32 protein-coding genes are annotated in these 17,514 nt (G+C 54.7%); 29 read left to right on the top strand and 3 right to left on the bottom strand.

The features are described 5' to 3' along the window. Positions 1-105, top strand: a 105-nt coding sequence (locus BLU89_RS09185) for an EF-Tu C-terminal domain-related protein (RefSeq protein ID WP_143030536.1), incomplete at its 5' end; no start/stop codon positions are given. A gap of 164 nt (positions 106-269) precedes the next feature. Here BLU89_RS09185 and BLU89_RS09180 read toward each other — a convergent pair. Further along, on the bottom strand, positions 270-1,073 hold the full coding sequence (locus tag BLU89_RS09180) for a hypothetical protein (RefSeq protein ID WP_074736222.1): 804 nt from the start codon (positions 1,071-1,073) through the stop codon (positions 270-272). Between the two features lie 287 nt (positions 1,074-1,360). On the opposite strand from BLU89_RS09180, the gene rpsJ reads away from it, so the two are divergent. The 15 genes from rpsJ to BLU89_RS09105 all read left to right on the top strand — a co-directional run bounded on the left by rpsJ (position 1,361) and on the right by BLU89_RS09105 (position 10,951). Further along, entirely contained in the window at positions 1,361-1,675 is a 315-nt protein-coding gene (gene rpsJ / locus BLU89_RS09175) for a 30S ribosomal protein S10 (protein WP_008756422.1), read from the top strand. An 18-nt stretch (positions 1,676-1,693) separates the two neighbouring features. Beyond that, positions 1,694-2,419, top strand: coding sequence for a 50S ribosomal protein L3 (rplC, locus tag BLU89_RS09170; protein ID WP_074736220.1), 726 nt, complete (start codon positions 1,694-1,696; stop codon positions 2,417-2,419). Then, complete coding sequence (gene rplD, locus BLU89_RS09165; protein WP_074736218.1) at positions 2,416-3,033, top strand: 50S ribosomal protein L4; 618 nt, start codon at positions 2,416-2,418, stop codon at positions 3,031-3,033. Before rplC ends, rplD begins: the two co-directional genes overlap by 4 nt. After that, positions 3,030-3,326, top strand: a complete 297-nt coding sequence (locus BLU89_RS09160) for a 50S ribosomal protein L23 (protein ID WP_058272362.1) — start codon at positions 3,030-3,032, stop codon at positions 3,324-3,326. The genes rplD and BLU89_RS09160 overlap by 4 nt, the downstream gene beginning before the upstream one ends. A gap of 167 nt (positions 3,327-3,493) precedes the next feature. After that, positions 3,494-4,528: a fatty acid desaturase gene (locus tag BLU89_RS09155; protein ID WP_074736216.1), complete on the top strand. Its 1,035-nt coding sequence runs from the start codon at positions 3,494-3,496 to the stop codon at positions 4,526-4,528. A gap of 78 nt (positions 4,529-4,606) precedes the next feature. After that, entirely contained in the window at positions 4,607-4,783 is a 177-nt protein-coding gene (locus BLU89_RS21535; protein ID WP_176797675.1) for a hypothetical protein, read from the top strand. A 225-nt stretch (positions 4,784-5,008) separates the two neighbouring features. After that, entirely contained in the window at positions 5,009-6,310 is a 1,302-nt protein-coding gene (locus tag BLU89_RS09145) for a hypothetical protein (RefSeq protein ID WP_143030535.1), read from the top strand. A 201-nt stretch (positions 6,311-6,511) separates the two neighbouring features. Beyond that, on the top strand, positions 6,512-7,354 hold the full coding sequence (gene rplB / locus BLU89_RS09140; RefSeq protein WP_074736212.1) for a 50S ribosomal protein L2: 843 nt from the start codon (positions 6,512-6,514) through the stop codon (positions 7,352-7,354). Between the two features lie 3 nt (positions 7,355-7,357). Continuing rightward, the gene (rpsS, locus tag BLU89_RS09135) at positions 7,358-7,636 is read left to right on the top strand and encodes a 30S ribosomal protein S19 (RefSeq protein ID WP_010437056.1); all 279 of its coding nucleotides are present in this window, start codon (positions 7,358-7,360) and stop codon (positions 7,634-7,636) included. Positions 7,637-7,639: 3 nt separating this feature from the next. Continuing rightward, positions 7,640-8,020 carry a 50S ribosomal protein L22 gene (rplV, locus tag BLU89_RS09130; RefSeq protein ID WP_008756532.1) on the top strand — a complete coding sequence of 127 codons (381 nt, stop codon included), beginning with the start codon at positions 7,640-7,642 and terminating at the stop codon, positions 8,018-8,020. Further along, complete coding sequence (gene rpsC, locus BLU89_RS09125; protein WP_037311761.1) at positions 8,020-8,730, top strand: 30S ribosomal protein S3; 711 nt, start codon at positions 8,020-8,022, stop codon at positions 8,728-8,730. Before rplV ends, rpsC begins: the two co-directional genes overlap by 1 nt. Before the next feature lie 12 nt (positions 8,731-8,742). Continuing rightward, entirely contained in the window at positions 8,743-9,156 is a 414-nt protein-coding gene (gene rplP / locus BLU89_RS09120; RefSeq protein WP_074736210.1) for a 50S ribosomal protein L16, read from the top strand. Between the two features lie 163 nt (positions 9,157-9,319). Further along, positions 9,320-9,868 carry an amino acid synthesis family protein gene (locus tag BLU89_RS09115; protein ID WP_074736208.1) on the top strand — a complete coding sequence of 183 codons (549 nt, stop codon included), beginning with the start codon at positions 9,320-9,322 and terminating at the stop codon, positions 9,866-9,868. 49 nt (positions 9,869-9,917) lie between these two features. Continuing rightward, complete coding sequence (locus BLU89_RS09110) at positions 9,918-10,538, top strand: 2OG-Fe(II) oxygenase family protein (RefSeq protein ID WP_074736529.1); 621 nt, start codon at positions 9,918-9,920, stop codon at positions 10,536-10,538. Positions 10,539-10,744: 206 nt separating this feature from the next. Continuing rightward, complete coding sequence (locus tag BLU89_RS09105) at positions 10,745-10,951, top strand: cold-shock protein (protein ID WP_010437077.1); 207 nt, start codon at positions 10,745-10,747, stop codon at positions 10,949-10,951. A 69-nt stretch (positions 10,952-11,020) separates the two neighbouring features. Here the strand turns inward: BLU89_RS09105 and BLU89_RS09100 are convergent, their stop codons facing one another. Continuing rightward, a complete protein-coding gene (locus tag BLU89_RS09100; RefSeq protein ID WP_143030534.1) occupies positions 11,021-11,392 on the bottom strand; it encodes a hypothetical protein in 372 nt (123 codons plus the stop codon). 354 nt (positions 11,393-11,746) lie between these two features. Between BLU89_RS09100 and rpmC the strand changes: the two genes are divergently transcribed. The 11 genes from rpmC (at position 11,747) to rpmD (ending at position 16,035) form a co-directional block, all read left to right on the top strand. Beyond that, positions 11,747-11,953 (top strand): 50S ribosomal protein L29, encoded by a 207-nt coding sequence (rpmC, locus tag BLU89_RS09095; RefSeq protein WP_074736205.1) that lies wholly within the window; start codon positions 11,747-11,749, stop codon positions 11,951-11,953. Between the two features lie 4 nt (positions 11,954-11,957). Beyond that, positions 11,958-12,188: a 30S ribosomal protein S17 gene (rpsQ, locus tag BLU89_RS09090; protein ID WP_037311742.1), complete on the top strand. Its 231-nt coding sequence runs from the start codon at positions 11,958-11,960 to the stop codon at positions 12,186-12,188. 76 nt (positions 12,189-12,264) lie between these two features. Continuing rightward, positions 12,265-12,633 (top strand): 50S ribosomal protein L14, encoded by a 369-nt coding sequence (rplN, locus tag BLU89_RS09085; protein WP_008757934.1) that lies wholly within the window; start codon positions 12,265-12,267, stop codon positions 12,631-12,633. Between the two features lie 2 nt (positions 12,634-12,635). Further along, on the top strand, positions 12,636-12,947 hold the full coding sequence (rplX, locus tag BLU89_RS09080; protein ID WP_058272372.1) for a 50S ribosomal protein L24: 312 nt from the start codon (positions 12,636-12,638) through the stop codon (positions 12,945-12,947). Continuing rightward, on the top strand, positions 12,940-13,500 hold the full coding sequence (rplE, locus tag BLU89_RS09075) for a 50S ribosomal protein L5 (protein WP_074736203.1): 561 nt from the start codon (positions 12,940-12,942) through the stop codon (positions 13,498-13,500). Before rplX ends, rplE begins: the two co-directional genes overlap by 8 nt. Positions 13,501-13,519: 19 nt before the next feature. After that, the gene (rpsN, locus tag BLU89_RS09070; protein ID WP_010437098.1) at positions 13,520-13,825 is read left to right on the top strand and encodes a 30S ribosomal protein S14; all 306 of its coding nucleotides are present in this window, start codon (positions 13,520-13,522) and stop codon (positions 13,823-13,825) included. 13 nt (positions 13,826-13,838) lie between these two features. Further along, entirely contained in the window at positions 13,839-14,231 is a 393-nt protein-coding gene (gene rpsH / locus BLU89_RS09065; RefSeq protein ID WP_074736201.1) for a 30S ribosomal protein S8, read from the top strand. Between the two features lie 12 nt (positions 14,232-14,243). Beyond that, on the top strand, positions 14,244-14,777 hold the full coding sequence (gene rplF / locus BLU89_RS09060) for a 50S ribosomal protein L6 (RefSeq protein WP_058272374.1): 534 nt from the start codon (positions 14,244-14,246) through the stop codon (positions 14,775-14,777). A gap of 11 nt (positions 14,778-14,788) precedes the next feature. Continuing rightward, complete coding sequence (gene rplR / locus BLU89_RS09055; protein ID WP_074736199.1) at positions 14,789-15,148, top strand: 50S ribosomal protein L18; 360 nt, start codon at positions 14,789-14,791, stop codon at positions 15,146-15,148. Between the two features lie 116 nt (positions 15,149-15,264). Further along, positions 15,265-15,834, top strand: coding sequence for a 30S ribosomal protein S5 (gene rpsE / locus BLU89_RS09050; RefSeq protein ID WP_074736197.1), 570 nt, complete (start codon positions 15,265-15,267; stop codon positions 15,832-15,834). Positions 15,835-15,846: 12 nt separating this feature from the next. Beyond that, positions 15,847-16,035 carry a 50S ribosomal protein L30 gene (gene rpmD / locus BLU89_RS09045; RefSeq protein WP_074736195.1) on the top strand — a complete coding sequence of 63 codons (189 nt, stop codon included), beginning with the start codon at positions 15,847-15,849 and terminating at the stop codon, positions 16,033-16,035. Between the two features lie 103 nt (positions 16,036-16,138). Here rpmD and BLU89_RS09040 read toward each other — a convergent pair whose 3' ends face one another. Then, complete coding sequence (locus tag BLU89_RS09040; RefSeq protein ID WP_074736193.1) at positions 16,139-16,570, bottom strand: MarR family winged helix-turn-helix transcriptional regulator; 432 nt, start codon at positions 16,568-16,570, stop codon at positions 16,139-16,141. Between the two features lie 76 nt (positions 16,571-16,646). On the opposite strand from BLU89_RS09040, the gene BLU89_RS09035 reads away from it, so the two are divergent. Further along, positions 16,647-17,015, top strand: a complete 369-nt coding sequence (locus BLU89_RS09035; RefSeq protein WP_074736527.1) for an antibiotic biosynthesis monooxygenase family protein — start codon at positions 16,647-16,649, stop codon at positions 17,013-17,015. A gap of 21 nt (positions 17,016-17,036) precedes the next feature. Then, on the top strand, positions 17,037-17,501 hold the full coding sequence (locus tag BLU89_RS09030) for a hypothetical protein (RefSeq protein WP_074736191.1): 465 nt from the start codon (positions 17,037-17,039) through the stop codon (positions 17,499-17,501). Positions 17,502-17,514 lie beyond the last annotated feature (13 nt).

The raw sequence follows: 17,514 nt of genomic DNA, 5'->3' as shown, positions 1-17,514 counted from the left end.
GTTGAGCTGATCGCACCGATCGCGATGGAAAACGGCCTGCGTTTCGCCATCCGCGAAGGCGGCCGCACCGTCGGCGCCGGCGTCGTGTCGAAGATCATCGAGTAAGTTGAGGCCGGGCTTCAGCCCGGCACATCGGTGAGATTATTAAGGCCGTCCCAATCCGGGGCGGCCTTTTTTGTTTCCCAGTGAGTGGGTCTTGGCGCTATCCAAATCTCAAACAACAACCGTGAGAAAAAGTTCTCCGACGAAGAGCCCACTGTTATTCTAGTTCATTGGGGCTGGAGAAATCCGTCAATTTCGTCAACCCGTATGGCAGCCCCTGACTTTCCGGGCATTGCGGCGACGTTCTCAAGATAGCTCAAGTATATTTGGCAATATTCAGGGTCTCTCCAAGTATCTAGGAGTAAAGGTTGAAGCTCTAGATCGGACCACCCGCCATCTTTCATTCTGTCTACCAGCTGGTCGTAGTCTTCATCGGTAGGGAGAGTAAGTGCATTTGCCTCATTGTTGTCGCCTGAAGCACGCGCATCAATGAGATGTGAGACCATAGTTGCCATGACCTGATCCAGTTCCAGATATACTAGAGAAAGTTGATCGTAATTCAGATTTCCAGCACCATGGCGGGCAACAAGTGCGCAAGTTTTTGGATCATCGAATATCTGTAAGAACTGGATGCGTGCGTTTATGATGTCTATCCGCTGCTTGTCTGAAAGCGCCTGCGAGTATTTTGCCAATCGTAATCTGTAGGCCAGCAATTCGCGGTCCAGCTTTTTCCGTACGTCTTCGCTTGTCCGAAGGCTCGATCTTGCCTCGAAAAAGCGACTGACGACGTAGTCCAGATCTTCCGGAGCCTTTTGGTCAACGACTTGCCAAAACTTCGCCAATTTACCACGCAGCACTAATTCCCGTGTTTCAGGTGCGCCAACAGCGATTTGTCGGATGTCTGTTTCAACGGTTCTATTGCTTAGATCGTCTGGAATACTGTCGCTTTCGGGACCTCCACGAAGCAGCATGAATATTGCCAACGAAGCACAAATCGTAGCTACGCCGTAAGTAAAGAACTGCATTTTCATTGTAGTTGCTTCTAGGCCTTTCTACTCTACCTATAGTGGAAGATGAGCTGTTTATTCTCGAATGTCGATGGCAGATGCGCAATGCTGAGTCAGAAAGAAAGCACTCTCAATTCTCCGTCAATGGGCAACCATTTCCCTCTTGCCAAACCCCTCACACCCCTGTACTTCGCGCGAGTTCTCTACAAGAACATCAAGGCGGGGTGATTCCCGTCTTTTGGGTTCGATGAGGGTTGGCGATGCGCGCTTGTCCTCCTCTCAGCCTCAACGCCTGATAAAAGGCTGTTATTATGCAAAGCCAAAATATCCGTATTCGGCTGAAGGCATTTGACTATCGCGTTCTGGATGCCAGCACGCAAGAGATCGTCAACACTGCCAAGCGGACCGGCGCGAACGTGCGCGGCCCGATCCCGCTGCCGAACAAGATCGAGAAGTTCACGGTTCTCCGTGGCCCTCACGTTGACAAGAAATCCCGCGACCAGTTCGAGATCCGTACGCACAAGCGTCTGCTCGACATCGTTGATCCGACCCCCCAGACCGTTGACGCGCTGATGAAGCTCGACCTCGCTGCTGGTGTGGACGTCGAGATCAAGTTGCAGTCGTAAGATCGGAGGGTATAGATTATGCGCTCTGGTATTATCGCAAAAAAAGTAGGCATGACCCGCCTGTTCATGGAAGACGGCAAGCAGATTCCTGTGACCGTTCTTCACCTGGACAACCTGCAGGTTGTTGCACAGCGCACCGATGACAAAGACGGCTACACCGCCGTTCAGTTGGGTGCCGGTGCTGCCAAGGCAAAACGCACCTCGAAGGCCATGCGCGGTCACTATGCCGCTGCCAAGGTCGAGCCCAAGCGTAAGCTGGCCGAGTTCCGCGTCTCAGCTGATGGCCTTATCGAAGTGGGTGCCGAGATTTCGGCAGAACACTTCCTGGAAGGCCAGAAGGTTGACGTTTCGGGTACTTCGATCGGTAAAGGCTTTGCCGGTGCAATGAAGCGTTGGAACTTTGGTGGTCTGCGCGCCTCGCACGGTGTTTCGATCAGCCACCGTTCGCACGGCTCAACCGGTCAGTGTCAGGACCCGGGCAAGGTGTTCAAAGGCAAGAAGATGGCCGGTCACATGGGTGCTGCCCGTGTAACCACCCAGAACCTGGAGGTTGTCAAAACTGACGCCGACCGTGGTCTGGTGTTCATCAAAGGCGCCGTTCCCGGACCAAAATCGGGCTGGGTTACCGTCAAGGACGCCGTCAAGAAGAAAGCACCCGAAGGTCTGCCTTTCCCGGCAGCCGTAAAAGGTGCCGCAACTGAAGCACCTGCGGAAGAAGCTCCCGCGGAAGGTGGTGAAGCATGAAACTTGATGTAATCAAACTGGACGGCGGCAAAGCCGGCAACATCGAGCTGGATGCAGACCTGTTCGGCCTTGAGCCGCGCGCAGACATCCTGCACCGTGTGGTCCGTTGGCAGCGCAACAACGCGCAAGCTGGCACCCACAAGGTCAAGACCCGCTCGGAAGTATCCTACTCGACCAAGAAGATCTATCGCCAAAAAGGCACCGGTGGCGCACGCCACGGCGCTCGCTCGGCACCGATCTTCCGTGGTGGTGGCGTTTACAAAGGTCCGGTCGTGCGTTCGCATGGTCATGACCTGCCGAAGAAGTTCCGCAAACTCGGTCTGCGCCACGCGCTGTCTGCCAAAATGGCAGCTGGTGAGCTGGTTGTGATCGAAGACGCCGCATCCGAGGGCAAGACTGCCGCTCTGGCCAAACAGGTTGCAAACCTGGGCTGGAAACGCGCTCTGGTCATCGATGGCGCGACCGTGAACGAAGGGTTCCTGAAAGCGTCCAAGAACATCGAAGGTCTGGATATCCTGCCGACGATGGGCGCAAACGTCTATGACATCCTCAAGCGTGACACCCTGGTGCTCACCAAAGCGGCTGTCGAAGCACTGGAGGCTCGTCTGAAATGAGCGCGAAGGCAGAACACTACGACGTGATCCGCAAACCGATCATCACCGAAAAGTCGACCATGGCGTCTGAGAACGGCGCGATTGTCTTTGAAGTGGCGATCGACAGCAACAAACCGCAGATCAAAGAAGCGGTTGAATCGTTGTTTGGTGTCAAGGTGAAGGCGGTGAACACCACCATCACCAAAGGCAAGGTCAAGCGGTTCCGCGGCCAGTTGGGCAAGCGGAAAGACGTCAAAAAAGCATATGTGACCCTGGAAGAGGGTAACACCATCGACGTATCCACCGGTCTTTGATCGGAACTGTCTTTGGAAAGAGATGAGGACCCCCGCGAAAGCGGGGGTTTTTCTTTAGCAGCGGCACAAAGAATTGAACGCAAAATCGTCATGTTTTGCACAAATCTCTTGCTAAGTCGCGTCGGTAGTCTATCCGGTTCCCAACAAACAAAAGACATGGCAGGCGTATGACAAAACCCTCACTCTCGACCCGGAAAAATCCGGAACTGACCGCAGCGCGAGATTGGGTGTCTACACTTGCCAAATACCGCGAACCAAACCAGTGGCGCAGTTCCTTTGAGTTGGGCGTTAGCATTATCCCTTTCTTTGCACTTTGGGCGCTGTCTTGGATGTCGCTTTCGCTTAGTTATTGGCTAGCTTTCGCGATTTCTGTCCTCAATGCGGCCTTCCTGCTGCGCTTGTTTGCGATCCAGCATGATTGCGGGCACGGAGCATTTTTCAAGAACCGGAACGTCAGCGACTGGGTTGGGCGGGTGATTGGAGTACTAACGCTGACGCCTTACGATGTCTGGCGGCGTACACATTCCAACCATCACAACAGCTCGGGCAATCTGGACAAACGGGGCATGGGCGATATCCACACCCTGACTGTGGCCGAGTATCAAGCGAAGACACCGATGAATCGGCTTGCGTACCGCGTCTATCGGAACCCGATTACTCTGTTCGTTTTCGGCCCGGGATATTTGTTTCTGTTTCAGAACCGCCTCCCGTTGGGTTTGACCAGTAGCGTTAGGTTCTGGGTAAGCGCGATGGGCACTAACGTCGCAATTCTGGCCGCGCTTCTGGCAGTCTACTACTTTGGCGGCCTAATGCCTGTTCTGTTGATCTTTCTACCCTCTACCCTGATTGCCGCAACAGCCGGAGTATGGCTGTTCTACGTGCAGCATCAGTTCGAAGACACGCATTGGGATTCCGATGAGGACTGGCAACTGCACGAGGCGGCTCTGCACGGAAGCTCGCATTACATCCTGCCATCCGTATTGCAGTGGTTCAGCGCAAATATCGGCATCCACCATGTGCACCACCTGTACAGTCGCATCCCGTTCTACCGCCTGACCGAGGTGCTGCGCGATCATGATGAGTTGGCAAACAGCAACCGGATGACCATCCGCGAGAGCCTCGCCAACGCGCGCCTGCACCTGTGGGACGAACAGAACCGCCGACTTTTGTCCTTCGCCGAGGCGCGCGCGCTATATGGGTGAGCAGTAGGTTCCGAGGCCAGCTGGGTTTTCGGAAAGCAGCCGTTGCTCCGGGCGCGTGATGCGGATAGCGTCACCTTCATGAAACATGTCCCCAAAGAAACAACAGATGAGGCCCTTATTCAGGAATTCCTGGATAAAGGAGGCAAAGTCAGCATCGGCAAGACCAAACCTGCGCCCGCTGAGCTTGGTCTGAGCAAGAATGTCTGGAACGCCAAACTGACCAAGGAAGAGAAGGCCGCGCGCGACAAGAAGTGATTGTGCGAGGCCTGTCGGTCAGGCGGAAAGACGTCAAGACAGCTTATGTGACCCTGCAAAGGGGGAGCACCAGCGGCGCGTCTACCGATCCCTGATCGGCAGCATCGTTGGAGAGAGATAGGTCTGCACGAAAGCGAGGTTTTTTCGTTTTGGTACGTGCGCCACTGGCACTTGATGTTTTTGCATGCATAAGATGTGCGAGAAGTGCATTGGAGGTGCTAAAAGTTGTCGCGTTGGTCTAACGAATTTGAGAATCACCCATTACACGAAACATTACGGCAATCTGCAGAATTCATAGAAGTTGAAGTGGAGAACACTGAACTAGAATTTGATGAGGAACGGCACCGATTGACGAAGGTTCTAGGTAACTTACAGGATACTGTAACCGGCTTGGATGATGAGTTTTTTCCGAAGGCTTTGCTGGATCAGATTAACCAACACTTGCGGCATGGGAACTTTTTTCAACAGCTTCAGGCTTATATGAGTTCACCTCAGATAACACATCTGCAAACGGCCAATAATCATATCACGCAGTACGCTCCGCAGATATATCAATTGGCGGCGATGTCTCGACTGCCCGAGCCTCAGAAAGTCATTAAGCACGCAGAAAAAGCCTACAGATCATTTTCAGCATCGATGGATGGCTTCATCAAACAAACAGAAGAAAAACTTGAAGAAACTGCTGAAACCCACTCCGAACTAGAAAATAAGGCAAACGACTTAGGAGATCAGCTAGATAGTCTTTCGACAAACGCAGAAACGAAGTTTTCAGAGTGGCAGTCTGACTTCACGGAAAAGCAAACTGCTCGCGCTGAAGAACATTCCGAAGCCCAAATAGAACGGGATACGAAGTTTGAGGAGTTGTTGTCCGAATGGAGAAAGTCCGCCGATACTCAACATATTGAGTTAGGGAAGTCGCAAGCCGAGAAACTCACGACGCTTCTGGAGCGTTTTACAAAGCAAGGTGAAACGGCTTTGGCGGATGTGAATGCGAAGCATCAGGCTGTGTTGGAAATACACAAGCTGGTTGGTCGGGACAGTGTCGCCGGAGGGTACCAAAAGAGCGCTGGTGAAGAAAAGAAAGAAGCTGATCTTTGGCGATGGATATCCATGGGGTCGCTAGGTGCCGCTATCGTATGGTTGGCTTTCAAGTATTGGGTCGGGTTCGAGCCGACTGACTCTGGCACCTTAAATTGGGCCAACATCATTACTGCGTCATCGCTTACAGCAATTCTCTTAGTGACAGCCGGATACGCGTCTCGGCAGTCAAAAATGCACCGAGACAACGAAAAGCAGATGCGATCATTTGCTCTTGAGACTAAAGCCCTCGATCCTTTCATTGCCAACTTGGAGGAAAAGGACCAGAAGGAGATTAAAGCTGAGTTGATCAAACGTATGTTTGGCCAACAGCACATCCAAATTTCGGGTAGGTTAAACAGAATTGATGACGGGACTGTAAAGACACTAGCAGAGCGAATTGCTGACAAAGCTTCTCAAGCGCTCATCAGGTCGAGCGACAAATCATAGCGTAACGTCTCCACTATCACTTCCCCTATAGACACCCACCCCCAACACGGCTATATGCACCCAATCTTACGGCCTCGGATTCGTTCCGGGGCCTATGATATTTGAAACCGGGGACCTTCGGGGCCCTATACCCTTGGCACCTACGGGGGCCTATCACATAGCGGGGAAATCCCCGCACTTGCTAAACGGAAGACAGAAAGCATGGCACTCAAGTCGTACAAGCCGACGACGCCGGGCCAGCGCGGGCTGGTGCTGATCGACCGTTCGGAGCTTTGGAAAGGACGTCCGGTCAAGTCTCTCACTGAGGGTTTGACCAAATCGGGCGGCCGGAACAACACCGGACGGATCACTTCACGCCGCCGCGGCGGTGGCGCAAAGCGTCTCTACCGGATCGTTGACTTCAAACGGAATAAATTTGATGTCGCGGCAACCGTCGAACGGATCGAATATGACCCGAACCGGACCGCATTCATCGCACTGGTAAAATACGAAGACGGCGAGCAGGCCTATATCCTGGCTCCGCAGCGTCTGGCTGTTGGTGACAAAGTCGTGGCATCCGCCAAGGCTGACATCAAGCCGGGCAACGCAATGCCGTTCTCGGGCATGCCCATCGGTACCATCGTCCACAACATCGAGATGAAGCCTGGCAAAGGCGGTCAGATCGCACGTGCGGCCGGTACTTACGCTCAGTTCGTTGGTCGCGATGGCGGCTACGCTCAGATCCGTCTGAGCTCGGGCGAGCTTCGCATGGTCCGTCAGGAATGCATGGCCACTGTCGGTGCCGTGTCCAACCCCGACAACAGCAACCAGAACCTCGGTAAAGCCGGCCGTAAGCGTCACATGGGCGTGCGTCCGTCGGTTCGTGGTGTTGCAATGAACCCGATCGATCACCCGCACGGTGGTGGTGAAGGTCGTACCTCGGGTGGCCGTACACCGGTTACTCCATGGGGTAAGGACACCAAGGGTAAGCGTACCCGCAACAAGAACAAAGCGTCCCAGAAGCTGATCATCCGCTCGCGGCACGCCAAGAAGAAGGGACGTTAATCTATGTCTCGCTCTGTTTGGAAGGGTCCTTTCGTCGATGCTTACGTGCTGAAAAAAGCCGAAGCAGCGCGCGAGTCGGGCCGCAACGAAGTCATCAAGATTTGGTCGCGTCGTTCCACCATTCTGCCCCAGTTCGTGGGTCTGACCTTTGGTGTGTACAACGGCCATAAGCATATCCCCGTCAACGTCTCGGAAGACATGATTGGTCAGAAGTTCGGTGAGTATTCGCCAACTCGGACCTATTACGGTCACGCCGCTGACAAAAAAGCGAAACGGAAGTAAGTCATGGGCAAGGAAAAGAACCCCCGCCGCGTGGCCGAAAACGAAGCAATGGCGAAAACGCGCATGCTTCGGACCAGCCCGCAGAAACTGAACCTGGTTGCGCAGATGATCCGCGGCAAGAAAGTTGAGAAGGCTCTGACCGACCTGACTTTCTCGAACAAGCGTGTCGCGCAGGACGTTAAGAAGTGCCTGCAGTCTGCAATCGCCAACGCCGAGAACAACCACAACCTGGATGTCGACGAGCTGATCGTCGCCGAAGCCTGGGTTGGTAAGAACCTGGTCATGAAGCGCGGTCGTCCGCGGGCCCGTGGCCGTTTCGGGAAAATCCTGAAGCCGTTCTCGGAGATCACCATCAAGGTGCGTCAAGTTGAGGAGCAAGCCTAATGGGTCATAAAGTCAATCCGATCGGCATGCGCCTTCAGGTCAATCGTACCTGGGACAGCCGCTGGTACGCCGATACCAAGGACTACGGTGATCTTCTGCTGGAAGATCTGAAGATCCGTGAGTTCATCAACAAAGAGTGCAAGCAAGCCGGCATCGCCCGTGTGATCATCGAACGTCCGCACAAGAAGTGCCGCGTTACGATCCACACCGCACGTCCGGGTGTCATCATCGGTAAGAAAGGCGCGGACATCGAAGTTCTGCGCAAGAAAATCGCTCTGATGACCGACAGCGAACTGCACCTGAACATCGTCGAAGTGCGCAAGCCCGAGCTTGACGCGCAGCTGGTTGCCGAGTCCATCGCTCAGCAGCTGGAGCGCCGGGTTTCGTTCCGTCGCGCGATGAAGCGTTCGGTTCAGAACGCCATGCGTATGGGTTCGCTGGGTATCCGGGTGAACGTCGCTGGCCGTCTGGGTGGCGCCGAAATCGCACGGACCGAGTGGTACCGCGAAGGCCGCGTGCCTCTGCACACGCTGCGCGCCGACATCGATTACGCACAAGCCGAAGCGATGACTCCTTACGGGATCATCGGGATCAAGGTCTGGATCTTCAAAGGTGAGATCATGGAGCACGATCCGCAGGCACGTGACCGTAAAGCACAGGAACTCCAGGACGGCCCTGCACCTCGTGGTGCTGGTGGCGGTCGTCGCTAAGGAGGGAAAGATATGCTTCAACCAAAGCGTACTAAATTCCGCAAGATGCACAAAGGCCGGATCAAGGGACTCGCCAAAGGCGGCTCTGATCTGAACTTTGGCACCTACGGCCTGAAAGCTCTTGAACCTGAACGTGTAACCGCACGCCAGATCGAAGCTGCACGTCGTGCCATGACACGTCACATGAAACGTCAGGGCCGCGTTTGGATCCGGATCTTCCCGGATACTCCCGTGACCTCGAAGCCGACCGAAGTCCGTATGGGTAAGGGTAAAGGCTCCGTTGACTTCTGGGCAGCCAAAGTAAAGCCCGGTCGTGTGATGTTTGAGATCGACGGCGTCAATGACGACATCGCGCGTGAGGCCCTGCGCCTGGCTGCGATGAAGTTGCCGATCAAGACTCGCGTCGTGGTCCGCGAAGACTGGTAAACGATCTGGGGCAACCCGTTCGTGACAAGATGAACCCCCGTCGGAACACCGGCGGGGGTTTTCTTTTGCGTTAGCCTTTTGTGATCCATACCTCCGACGCGTGAATAAAGTCGACGTTTGTCCATAGCCCCCATAGTCTGTTCGGGGTGAATGGGAGGGTCTTATGGTTCAGCTGCGCAAGAAGGTGTTCATCAAAGAGGTCGTAGCAACCGACCAACTGGGGAAATCATGCGCTCCGGTCTGCCGTGTTGCAGCGTTGGCTGTCATACAGAACCCACTTTCTGGTAAATTCTCGGAAGACTTATCAGAGCTGTTCGAAATTGGCGGTACGCTTGGCGCAGAACTTGCCGCCGAAGCGGTTTCTCAACTCGACGGCATTCCGATTTCGTATGGAAAATCAGCAATTGTTGGCTTGAATGGCGATCTCGAACAGGGTGGTGCGCTGATCCATCCTAAACTTGGCGCTCCAATGCGTGCCGCAGCGGGTGGAGGTGAAGCTGTTATCCCCTCCAATGCAAAACTTGGAACGCCGGGATGTGCGATTGATCTGCCGCTCGGGCACAAAGACAACCCGTGGTCCTTTGACCATTTTGATACCATGACGCTGAGCATTCCCGACGCGCCGAAACCGGACGAGATCGTCTTGTGTCTGGCCTACGCAGATGGCGGACGTCCGATCCCGCGCTGCGGCACGGGGCCGGTCAAAAACTAACGGTTGGCTGGGGCTGGTCTTGGATCAGGGCTTGGGCTATGCCCGACCCATGGCACAGATTGAATCGCTCTTCGTCACCCGTCTTTACCACGCAGCCTTGTCCGAGTTTGATCCCAAGATCGACCCGACTGAGCTGGAAAATTCCTGCATTGTCATCGCCGAGGATGACGAGGCAGGGCAGGAGTGGTGCGAAGAGAACGGCTATCCCGGTTACACCAGCTATGCCTCGCTGACCGATCTGCCATGGCGCTTTCCGATCTTTGCCGATCTGGTCAAAGTGCTGGACCTGCACGTTGCAGCCTTTGCAAAGGATCTGGAGTTTGATCTGGACGACCGCGAGCTCAAGCTTGAAGACTTGTGGATCAACATTCTACCCGAGGGCGGGATGCATTCCAGCCACCTGCACCCACACAGCGTGATCTCGGGCACGACTTACGTATCCATGCCGGAAGGGGCCAGTGCGTTGAAACTGGAAGACCCGCGCTCAGGCCGCATGATGGCGGCACCCACGCGACATAAAGGTGGGCGCAGAGATTTGCAGCCATTCATCTATATGAAACCGCAAGTGGGGGATGTCCTGCTGTGGGAAAGCTGGCTGCGCCATGAGGTGCCGATGAATATGGCCGAGGACGAGCGGATCAGCGTCAGTTTCAACTATCGCTGGGACTAGCAAACTGTCGCCGAGGGCGATCACGTTTCAACAGAATTTGGGAATATGTCTTGCAATATGCCGGAACATGACCCATGTGAGGCGCGCTAACGTTTTTCTTTTTCGACCACTGTCTCCCGATTTTCGGCGTTCAGTCTTTCGATCCAGACCTACTACGCCGCGCTGTCGCAATTCCGCGGACAGCAATTTACTAGGAGACTACGGATATGGCCAACGGCACCGTAAAATGGTTCAACACAACTAAAGGTTTTGGCTTCATCGCACCGGAGACCGGTGGCAAAGACGTGTTTGTACACATCTCTGCTGTCGAGCGCTCGGGTCTGACCGGCCTGGCCGACGACCAGAAAGTAACATTCGACATCGAACCCGGCCGTGACGGCCGCGAGTCGGCTGTGAACATCGCTCTGGCGTAAGTCACTCAGACTTAGACGGTTGCAGACGCGGTCTCGTGTAAACGAGGCCGCGTTTTGCGTTTATGGGGGCTACTTGGCAGTCACCCGGGCCCGGAATTTGGGGAAGCCTATGCAATGCCCATTTACTGATCCTGATCTGTAGGCTCCATTTTTGAACTTGAGATCAAACTTCATCACGCTTCCAGATGAACAGCTTCCCTGCTTGGCAATCGTCGCGTCGAATTGAAGACGGTCATCCGTTACTTTTCGAATTGCAACGCCTTCGGGCGTAATCCCATGGGCCGCAAGTACCTGCGGCGTGTTGCCAGCTATGGCGATATCCATTTGCCAAGGTCTGCTGGAGTTTATTGTAAGCGTCCATTTTCCATCAGGTGCGGCCGATGCAAAGGTTACTGATATCAAAGTGGCGATTGTGAAAATCGATAGTTTGGAAGGCTTCATGAAATACCTCTTTTGCCAATAGTTACACAACACGTAATTCCGATGCTAAGAGAGCAGCTACTTGAGGCACAATAGTTTTGTAGATAAGCTCTTCTGCTTCGAAAGTGATCGAAGCGCATCACTGCAATCTACACCACTGCAACCTAAATGTATTGCAGTGCATCGGGGGTGTTGTAACGCAGACCCACACTGGGTGCCAAACTTCCTCTTGCCACCCACCCCTCAACCCCCTATAGAGCGGCATCTTGCGATCACCCGGCGTAGTCGGGCGATTCGTATGTCTATCATTCATCCACCAGGTCAAAGGTGACCCGTATACGGGGCCTTCTGGTGTTTTGAGCAAAGGAAAAGGCGATGAACGCCCAAGAACTGCGTGACAAGACCCCGGACCAGCTCCGCGAGGAACTGGCCAACCTGAAGAAAGAAAGCTTTAATTTGCGCTTTCAACAGGCAACCGGTCAGATGGAGAGCACCGCCGGCATCAAAGCGGCTCGCCGCAATGCTGCCCGTGTCAAAACCATTCTGAACGAAAAGGCCGCTGCTGCGGCATCGGAGGAGTAATCCTATGCCCAAGCGTATCCTGTCCGGCACCGTAACCAGCGATGCCAACGCACAGACCGTAACCGTATCCGTCGAGCGTCGCTTTACGCATCCGGTTCTGAAGAAAACCATCCGTAAGTCCAAGAAATACCGGGCTCACGATGAAAAGAACGCCTTCAAGGTCGGCGATACAGTCCGCATCATCGAATGCGCGCCGAAATCGAAGACGAAACGTTGGGAAGTTCTGGAAGCGTAAGTTTCCGGGATTTTCCCATTTGTCGAAACCCTGGGGGATTTAACTAGACCAGCCCCCACAGGTCGGGAGAAACCACATGATCCAGATGCAGACCAATCTGGATGTCGCTGACAACTCCGGCGCACGCCGAGTTCAGTGCATCAAGGTCCTGGGTGGTTCCAAGCGTAAATACGCCTCCGTTGGCGACATCATTGTCGTCTCGGTGAAGGAAGCCATCCCACGCGGCCGCGTAAAGAAAGGTGACGTCCGCAAGGCCGTCGTCGTACGCACCGCCAAAGAAGTCCGTCGCGAAGACGGCACCGCGATCCGCTTTGATCGCAACGCCGCCGTCATCCTGAACAACAACAACGAGCCCGTAGGTACCCGTATCTTTGGCCCCGTTGTTCGCGAACTGCGCGGCAAGAACTTCATGAAAATCATCTCGCTCGCTCCGGAGGTGCTGTAATCATGGCTGCTAAACTCCGCAAAGGCGACAAGGTCGTCGTGCTGGCCGGCAAGGACAAGGGCAAAGAGGGAACGATTACCTCGGTAAACCCGTCTGCCGGTAAAGCTGTTGTTGATGGCATCAACATCGCCATCCGCGCCACCCGCCAGACCCAGAATTCTCAGGGCGGTCGTTTGCCTCAGGCAAACCCGATCGAGCTGTCGAATTTGGCACTGCTGGACAAAAACGGCAAAGCAACCCGCGTTGGCTTCCGCATGGAAGGTGACAAGAAGGTACGCTTCGCCAAGACCACGGGGGACGTGATCGATGCTTGATACCGCAAATTATACCCCGCGTCTGAAAGCTCAGTACGCTGAAACCATCCGCCCGGCTCTGAAAGAAGAGTTCGGTTACAAGAACGACATGCAGCTGCCCAAGCTGGACAAAATCGTTCTGAACATCGGTTGTGGTGCAGAAGCTGTTCGTGATTCCAAGAAAGCCAAGGCGGCTGTCGCGGATCTGACAGCGATTGCTGGCCAACAGGCTGTTGCAACACTGGCGAAGAAGTCGATCGCGGGTTTCCGCGTCCGTGAAGATATGCCGTTGGGTGCCAAGGTAACCCTGCGCGGTGACCGGATGTACGAATTCCTGGATCGTCTGATCACCATCGCGATGCCGCGTATTCGTGACTTCCGCGGTGTGAAGCCGTCTTTTGATGGTCGTGGCAACTTTGCCATGGGCATGAAAGAGCACATCGTGTTCCCGGAAATCGACTTCGACAAGGTCGACGAGGTCTGGGGCTTGGATATCGTAATCACCACCACAGCGGAAACCGACGCTGAAGGTAAGGCACTGTTGAAAGCATTCAACATGCCCTTCAACGCCTAAGCGCCGGGAGGATTAAGACATGGCTAAAAAAGCAATGATCGAACGCGAGAAGAAGCGCGAACGCCTGGTGGCCAAATATGCCGCAAAGCGTGCCGAGCTTAAAGAAATCGCGAATGACGAGAGCAAGCCGATGGAAGAGCGTTTCAAAGCGCGTCTGAAACTGGCGAAGCTGCCGCGCAACAGCTCGGCAACCCGTCTTCATAACCGCTGTCAGCTGACCGGTCGTCCTCACGCTTACTATCGTAAGCTGAAGGTCAGCCGTATCGCGCTGCGCGAGCTGGGTTCTGCTGGTCAGATCCCCGGCATGGTGAAATCGAGCTGGTAAGGGAGAGAATGATATGAACGATCCTATCGGCGATATGCTCACCCGCATCCGCAACGCGCAAATGCGCGGCAAGTCCACCGTTTCCACCCCGGCTTCTAAGCTGCGCGGTTGGGTTCTGGACGTGCTGGCGGACGAAGGTTACATCCGTGGCTACGAGGCGACGACTGGTGAAAATGGTCATCCGGCCATCGAAATCAGCCTGAAATACTACGAAGGCACCCCTGTTATTCGCGAACTGAAGCGGGTCTCGAAGCCCGGTCGCCGCGTATACATGGGCGTCAGTGACATCCCGCAGGTCCGTCAGGGCCTGGGCGTGTCGATTGTCAGCACTCCGAAAGGTGTGATGTCGGACCAGAACGCACGCTCCAACAATGTTGGCGGCGAAGTGCTCTGCACCGTCTTCTAAGGAGGTCTGTCAATGTCTCGTATTGGTAAACGTCCGGTCGAACTGCCCAGCGGTGTTACCGCCTCGGTTTCCGGCCAGACCATCGAAGTTAAAGGCCCGAAAGGCGCCCGCAGCTTTACCGCGACCGACGACGTTACGCTGTCGGTCGAAGACAACGTGGTTCAAATCAACCCTCGTGGTATGTCCAAGCGCGCGCGCCAGCAGTGGGGCATGAGCCGCACTATGGTCGCAAATTTGGTGACCGGTGTGACCGAAGGCTTTAAGAAAGAGCTGGAGATCCAGGGTGTTGGTTACCGGGCTCAGATGCAGGGCAATACCCTGAAGCTGAACCTGGGCTACAGCCACGACGTTGATTTCGTTGCTCCGGAAGGTGTCACCATAACCGCACCGAAGCAGACCGTGATCATTGTGGAAGGTAACGACCAGCAGCAGGTGGGCGAAGTCGCGGCGAAAATCCGTGAATGGCGCCGTCCCGAGCCCTATAAGGGCAAAGGCATCCGCTACAAGGGCGAGTTCATCTTCCGCAAAGAAGGCAAGAAGAAGTAAGGACGCAAACAATGGCAAACAGCAAAAGAACCCTGTTTCTGAAGCGCCGCCTGCGCGTTCGGAACAAACTTCGCAAGGTCAACGCGGGTCGTCCGCGTCTATCCGTACACCGTTCGAACAAGAACATCTCTGTTCAGTTGATCGACGACGTACGTGGCGTGACTCTGGCCTCGGCCTCGAGCCTGGAAAAAGATCTGGGTATCGTTGGCAAGAACAACGTCGAAGTGGCGTCCAAAGTGGGCGCGGCCATCGCCGAGCGTGCCAAGAAGGCAGGCGTCGAAGAGGCCTATTTCGATCGTGGCGGCTTCCTGTTCCACGGCAAGGTGAAGGCTCTGGCCGACGCTGCGCGTGAAGGTGGTCTGAAGATCTAAGGCTTGCGGGCGGGTTTCGATCCGCCCCGATGATCCGGGGGCCTTGGTACTGCCAGGGCCCACCTGGGTTGAACAAACGACGCCGAGAAGCGTCACCAAAGAAAAGGGATGCCAAAATGGCAGAACGTGATAACCGCCGGGGCCGTGGTCGTGACCGCGACGAAACTCCGGAATTCGCAGATCGTCTGGTTGCGATCAACCGTGTGTCGAAAACCGTAAAAGGTGGTAAGCGCTTTGGCTTCGCCGCTCTGGTGGTCGTAGGCGATCAGAAAGGCCGCGTGGGCTTTGGCAAGGGTAAAGCGAAAGAAGTACCCGAGGCCATCCGTAAGGCGACCGAACAAGCCAAGCGTCAGATGATCCGCGTGCAACTGCGCGAAGGTCGGACCCTGCACCACGATATCGAAGGCCGTCACGGCGCCGGTAAAGTGGTCATGCGCTCGGCACCTGAAGGTACCGGTATCATCGCCGGTGGTCCGATGCGTGCCGTGTTCGAAATGCTGGGCGTAAAGGACGTTGTGTCCAAATCGCTGGGCTCGCAGAACCCGTACAACATGATCCGCGCAACCATCAACGGCCTGACCAAAGAGCAGAGCCCGCGTTCGGTTGCACAGCGTCGTGGCAAAAAGGTTGCTGACATCCTGCCCAAGCGGGACGAAGCACCAGCTGCTGCCCAAGCAGAAGCATAAGGAGAGCGACCCATGGCAAAAACCATCGTCGTCAAGCAGATCGGTTCCCCGATCCGCCGCCCCGCCGAACAGCGCGCGACCCTGATTGGTCTGGGCCTGAACAAGATGCACAGAACTCGCGAGCTGGAAGACACTCCTTCAGTCCGTGGCATGGTCAACAAGATCCCGCATCTGGTTGAGATCATCGAAGAACGCGGTTAAGCGCGCCTTCGACAGAAAATTGGAAACGCCTCCGATTAACTCGGGGGCGTTTTTTTATTTGAGGCTCTTCTTGGTCTTTGCCTGTAGGCAAAGCAGTGTGTGCTCAATCCGCACGCATTCCATCTATTATTTTGCGCATAAAGCCCATGAATTTCGTGCGTTCGGGTTCGCTCAAAACCTGCAGCGCATCGGCATTCACGTTCTGAGCCGCTTCATAGGCGCTGTTTCGAAGCGCGGTTGCCTTCTCGGTTAACCAGATCAATTGAGCTCTGGCATCAGTGAGACTCTTTGTCCTTCTTATCAAGCCATCGCGCTCCATACGATTAAGCGTATTGGCCAGAGTCGCTTGCTCGACATCGATTTTGTCCAGCAGATCCTTTTGCGTCACTCCGTCTTTGAGCCAAAGCTCCAGCAGGATGGGGAATTGTCCAACTACGATACCCAGGGGTGCAATTTGATGCTGCAACTCTTTTGCGAACAATCGCGCCATATGATTGACCAGAAACCCGGCCGAGTTTTCTTTTTCGAAGTTCATGTGTGAGATTTACACTTGCATAGCAAGCTATGCAATATTAAATAGCATGCTATATAAAGAATCGAAGGAAATCGAAATGGCTCACATCGAAGAATTGGACAAAATCGTCACCCTAGCTGATCAGATGCAGGCCGAAGGAGGCCCGGTGGTGTTGATCAATCTGTTCACCGTAGACGCGAAAGATGAACAGGCGCTGCTGAAGGCATGGGCGCATGATGCTGACTTCATGAAATCCCAGCCGGGATATATCTCGACTCAGCTCCATCAGGGCATCGCAGGCAGTTCGACCTTTGTGAACTACGCGATCTGGCAGAACGTATACAGCTTCCGCAACGCATTTACCCATCCCGAGTTCCAGCGTCGGATTGCCGACTATCCGGCAAGTGCAGTGGCACGGCCTCATCTTGTTCGAAAGCTATCAGTTGAAAACCACTGCGTCGCCTGATGCCAAAACCGGAGTAGTGCCATGTTAAGAGCAATCCATCCCATCGCCGGAATAGTCGGATTTCTTACTATCCTCGTGTTCTGGACATCCACTTTGTTCAGCGAGCTGTTTACGCCGCATGCTACTGTCGCCGTGGTCAAATCCATGATCGTCAGTGGGCTCTTTATTCTCGTACCTGCGATGGCAATTGTCGGTGCATCCGGCATGTCACTTGGCCGTCGCCGCAAAGACGCGCCGGCGCTTGCCAAGAAAAAGCGAATGCCGATCATTGCGATCAACGGCCTGTTCATCCTTGTTCCTGCTGCTATCTACCTCAGCGCTAAGGCGAATGCGGGGTCATTTGACACCAGCTTTTATGTTGTGCAGGTCGTTGAGTTGATCGCCGGGGCTACCAACCTGACGCTGATGGGGCTGAGTATTCGTGATGGTCGGGCGATGACGGCCCGCAGAAGAGCTGCGCGAAAGTCGGACCCTGCAGCACGATAAGCGCCTTTATCTT

It is taken from the genome of Ruegeria halocynthiae (assembly GCF_900106805.1).
Taxonomy (GTDB): Bacteria; Pseudomonadota; Alphaproteobacteria; order Rhodobacterales; family Rhodobacteraceae; genus Ruegeria; species Ruegeria halocynthiae.
This window is presented reverse-complemented; position numbering and strand designations above follow the sequence as displayed.

Excerpts from the sequence above, each read along its gene's own strand:
- rpsJ (WP_008756422.1), top strand. The coding sequence starts at position 1,361 with ATGCAAAGCCAAAATATCCGTATTCGGCTGAAGGCATTTGACTATCGC.
- BLU89_RS09180 (WP_074736222.1), bottom strand. The coding sequence starts at position 1,073 with ATGAAAATGCAGTTCTTTACTTACGGCGTAGCTACGATTTGTGCTTCG.
- BLU89_RS09115 (WP_074736208.1), top strand. The coding sequence starts at position 9,320 with ATGGTTCAGCTGCGCAAGAAGGTGTTCATCAAAGAGGTCGTAGCAACC.
- rplB (WP_074736212.1), top strand. The coding sequence starts at position 6,512 with ATGGCACTCAAGTCGTACAAGCCGACGACGCCGGGCCAGCGCGGGCTG.
- BLU89_RS09155 (WP_074736216.1), top strand. The coding sequence starts at position 3,494 with ATGACAAAACCCTCACTCTCGACCCGGAAAAATCCGGAACTGACCGCA.
- rpmC (WP_074736205.1), top strand. The coding sequence starts at position 11,747 with ATGAACGCCCAAGAACTGCGTGACAAGACCCCGGACCAGCTCCGCGAG.
- rplE (WP_074736203.1), top strand. The coding sequence starts at position 12,940 with ATGCTTGATACCGCAAATTATACCCCGCGTCTGAAAGCTCAGTACGCT.
- BLU89_RS09030 (WP_074736191.1), top strand. The coding sequence starts at position 17,037 with ATGTTAAGAGCAATCCATCCCATCGCCGGAATAGTCGGATTTCTTACT.
- BLU89_RS09100 (WP_143030534.1), bottom strand. The coding sequence starts at position 11,392 with ATGAAGCCTTCCAAACTATCGATTTTCACAATCGCCACTTTGATATCA.
- BLU89_RS09035 (WP_074736527.1), top strand. The coding sequence starts at position 16,647 with ATGGCTCACATCGAAGAATTGGACAAAATCGTCACCCTAGCTGATCAG.
- BLU89_RS09160 (WP_058272362.1), top strand. The coding sequence starts at position 3,030 with ATGAGCGCGAAGGCAGAACACTACGACGTGATCCGCAAACCGATCATC.
- rplN (WP_008757934.1), top strand. The coding sequence starts at position 12,265 with ATGATCCAGATGCAGACCAATCTGGATGTCGCTGACAACTCCGGCGCA.
- rpsH (WP_074736201.1), top strand. The coding sequence starts at position 13,839 with ATGAACGATCCTATCGGCGATATGCTCACCCGCATCCGCAACGCGCAA.
- rplD (WP_074736218.1), top strand. The coding sequence starts at position 2,416 with ATGAAACTTGATGTAATCAAACTGGACGGCGGCAAAGCCGGCAACATC.
- rplV (WP_008756532.1), top strand. The coding sequence starts at position 7,640 with ATGGGCAAGGAAAAGAACCCCCGCCGCGTGGCCGAAAACGAAGCAATG.
- rplR (WP_074736199.1), top strand. The coding sequence starts at position 14,789 with ATGGCAAACAGCAAAAGAACCCTGTTTCTGAAGCGCCGCCTGCGCGTT.
- rplP (WP_074736210.1), top strand. The coding sequence starts at position 8,743 with ATGCTTCAACCAAAGCGTACTAAATTCCGCAAGATGCACAAAGGCCGG.
- rplX (WP_058272372.1), top strand. The coding sequence starts at position 12,636 with ATGGCTGCTAAACTCCGCAAAGGCGACAAGGTCGTCGTGCTGGCCGGC.
- rplF (WP_058272374.1), top strand. The coding sequence starts at position 14,244 with ATGTCTCGTATTGGTAAACGTCCGGTCGAACTGCCCAGCGGTGTTACC.
- rpsS (WP_010437056.1), top strand. The coding sequence starts at position 7,358 with ATGTCTCGCTCTGTTTGGAAGGGTCCTTTCGTCGATGCTTACGTGCTG.
- rplC (WP_074736220.1), top strand. The coding sequence starts at position 1,694 with ATGCGCTCTGGTATTATCGCAAAAAAAGTAGGCATGACCCGCCTGTTC.
- BLU89_RS09040 (WP_074736193.1), bottom strand. The coding sequence starts at position 16,570 with ATGAACTTCGAAAAAGAAAACTCGGCCGGGTTTCTGGTCAATCATATG.
- rpsE (WP_074736197.1), top strand. The coding sequence starts at position 15,265 with ATGGCAGAACGTGATAACCGCCGGGGCCGTGGTCGTGACCGCGACGAA.
- BLU89_RS09105 (WP_010437077.1), top strand. The coding sequence starts at position 10,745 with ATGGCCAACGGCACCGTAAAATGGTTCAACACAACTAAAGGTTTTGGC.
- BLU89_RS09110 (WP_074736529.1), top strand. The coding sequence starts at position 9,918 with ATGGCACAGATTGAATCGCTCTTCGTCACCCGTCTTTACCACGCAGCC.
- rpsC (WP_037311761.1), top strand. The coding sequence starts at position 8,020 with ATGGGTCATAAAGTCAATCCGATCGGCATGCGCCTTCAGGTCAATCGT.
- rpsQ (WP_037311742.1), top strand. The coding sequence starts at position 11,958 with ATGCCCAAGCGTATCCTGTCCGGCACCGTAACCAGCGATGCCAACGCA.
- rpsN (WP_010437098.1), top strand. The coding sequence starts at position 13,520 with ATGGCTAAAAAAGCAATGATCGAACGCGAGAAGAAGCGCGAACGCCTG.
- BLU89_RS21535 (WP_176797675.1), top strand. The coding sequence starts at position 4,607 with ATGAAACATGTCCCCAAAGAAACAACAGATGAGGCCCTTATTCAGGAA.
- rpmD (WP_074736195.1), top strand. The coding sequence starts at position 15,847 with ATGGCAAAAACCATCGTCGTCAAGCAGATCGGTTCCCCGATCCGCCGC.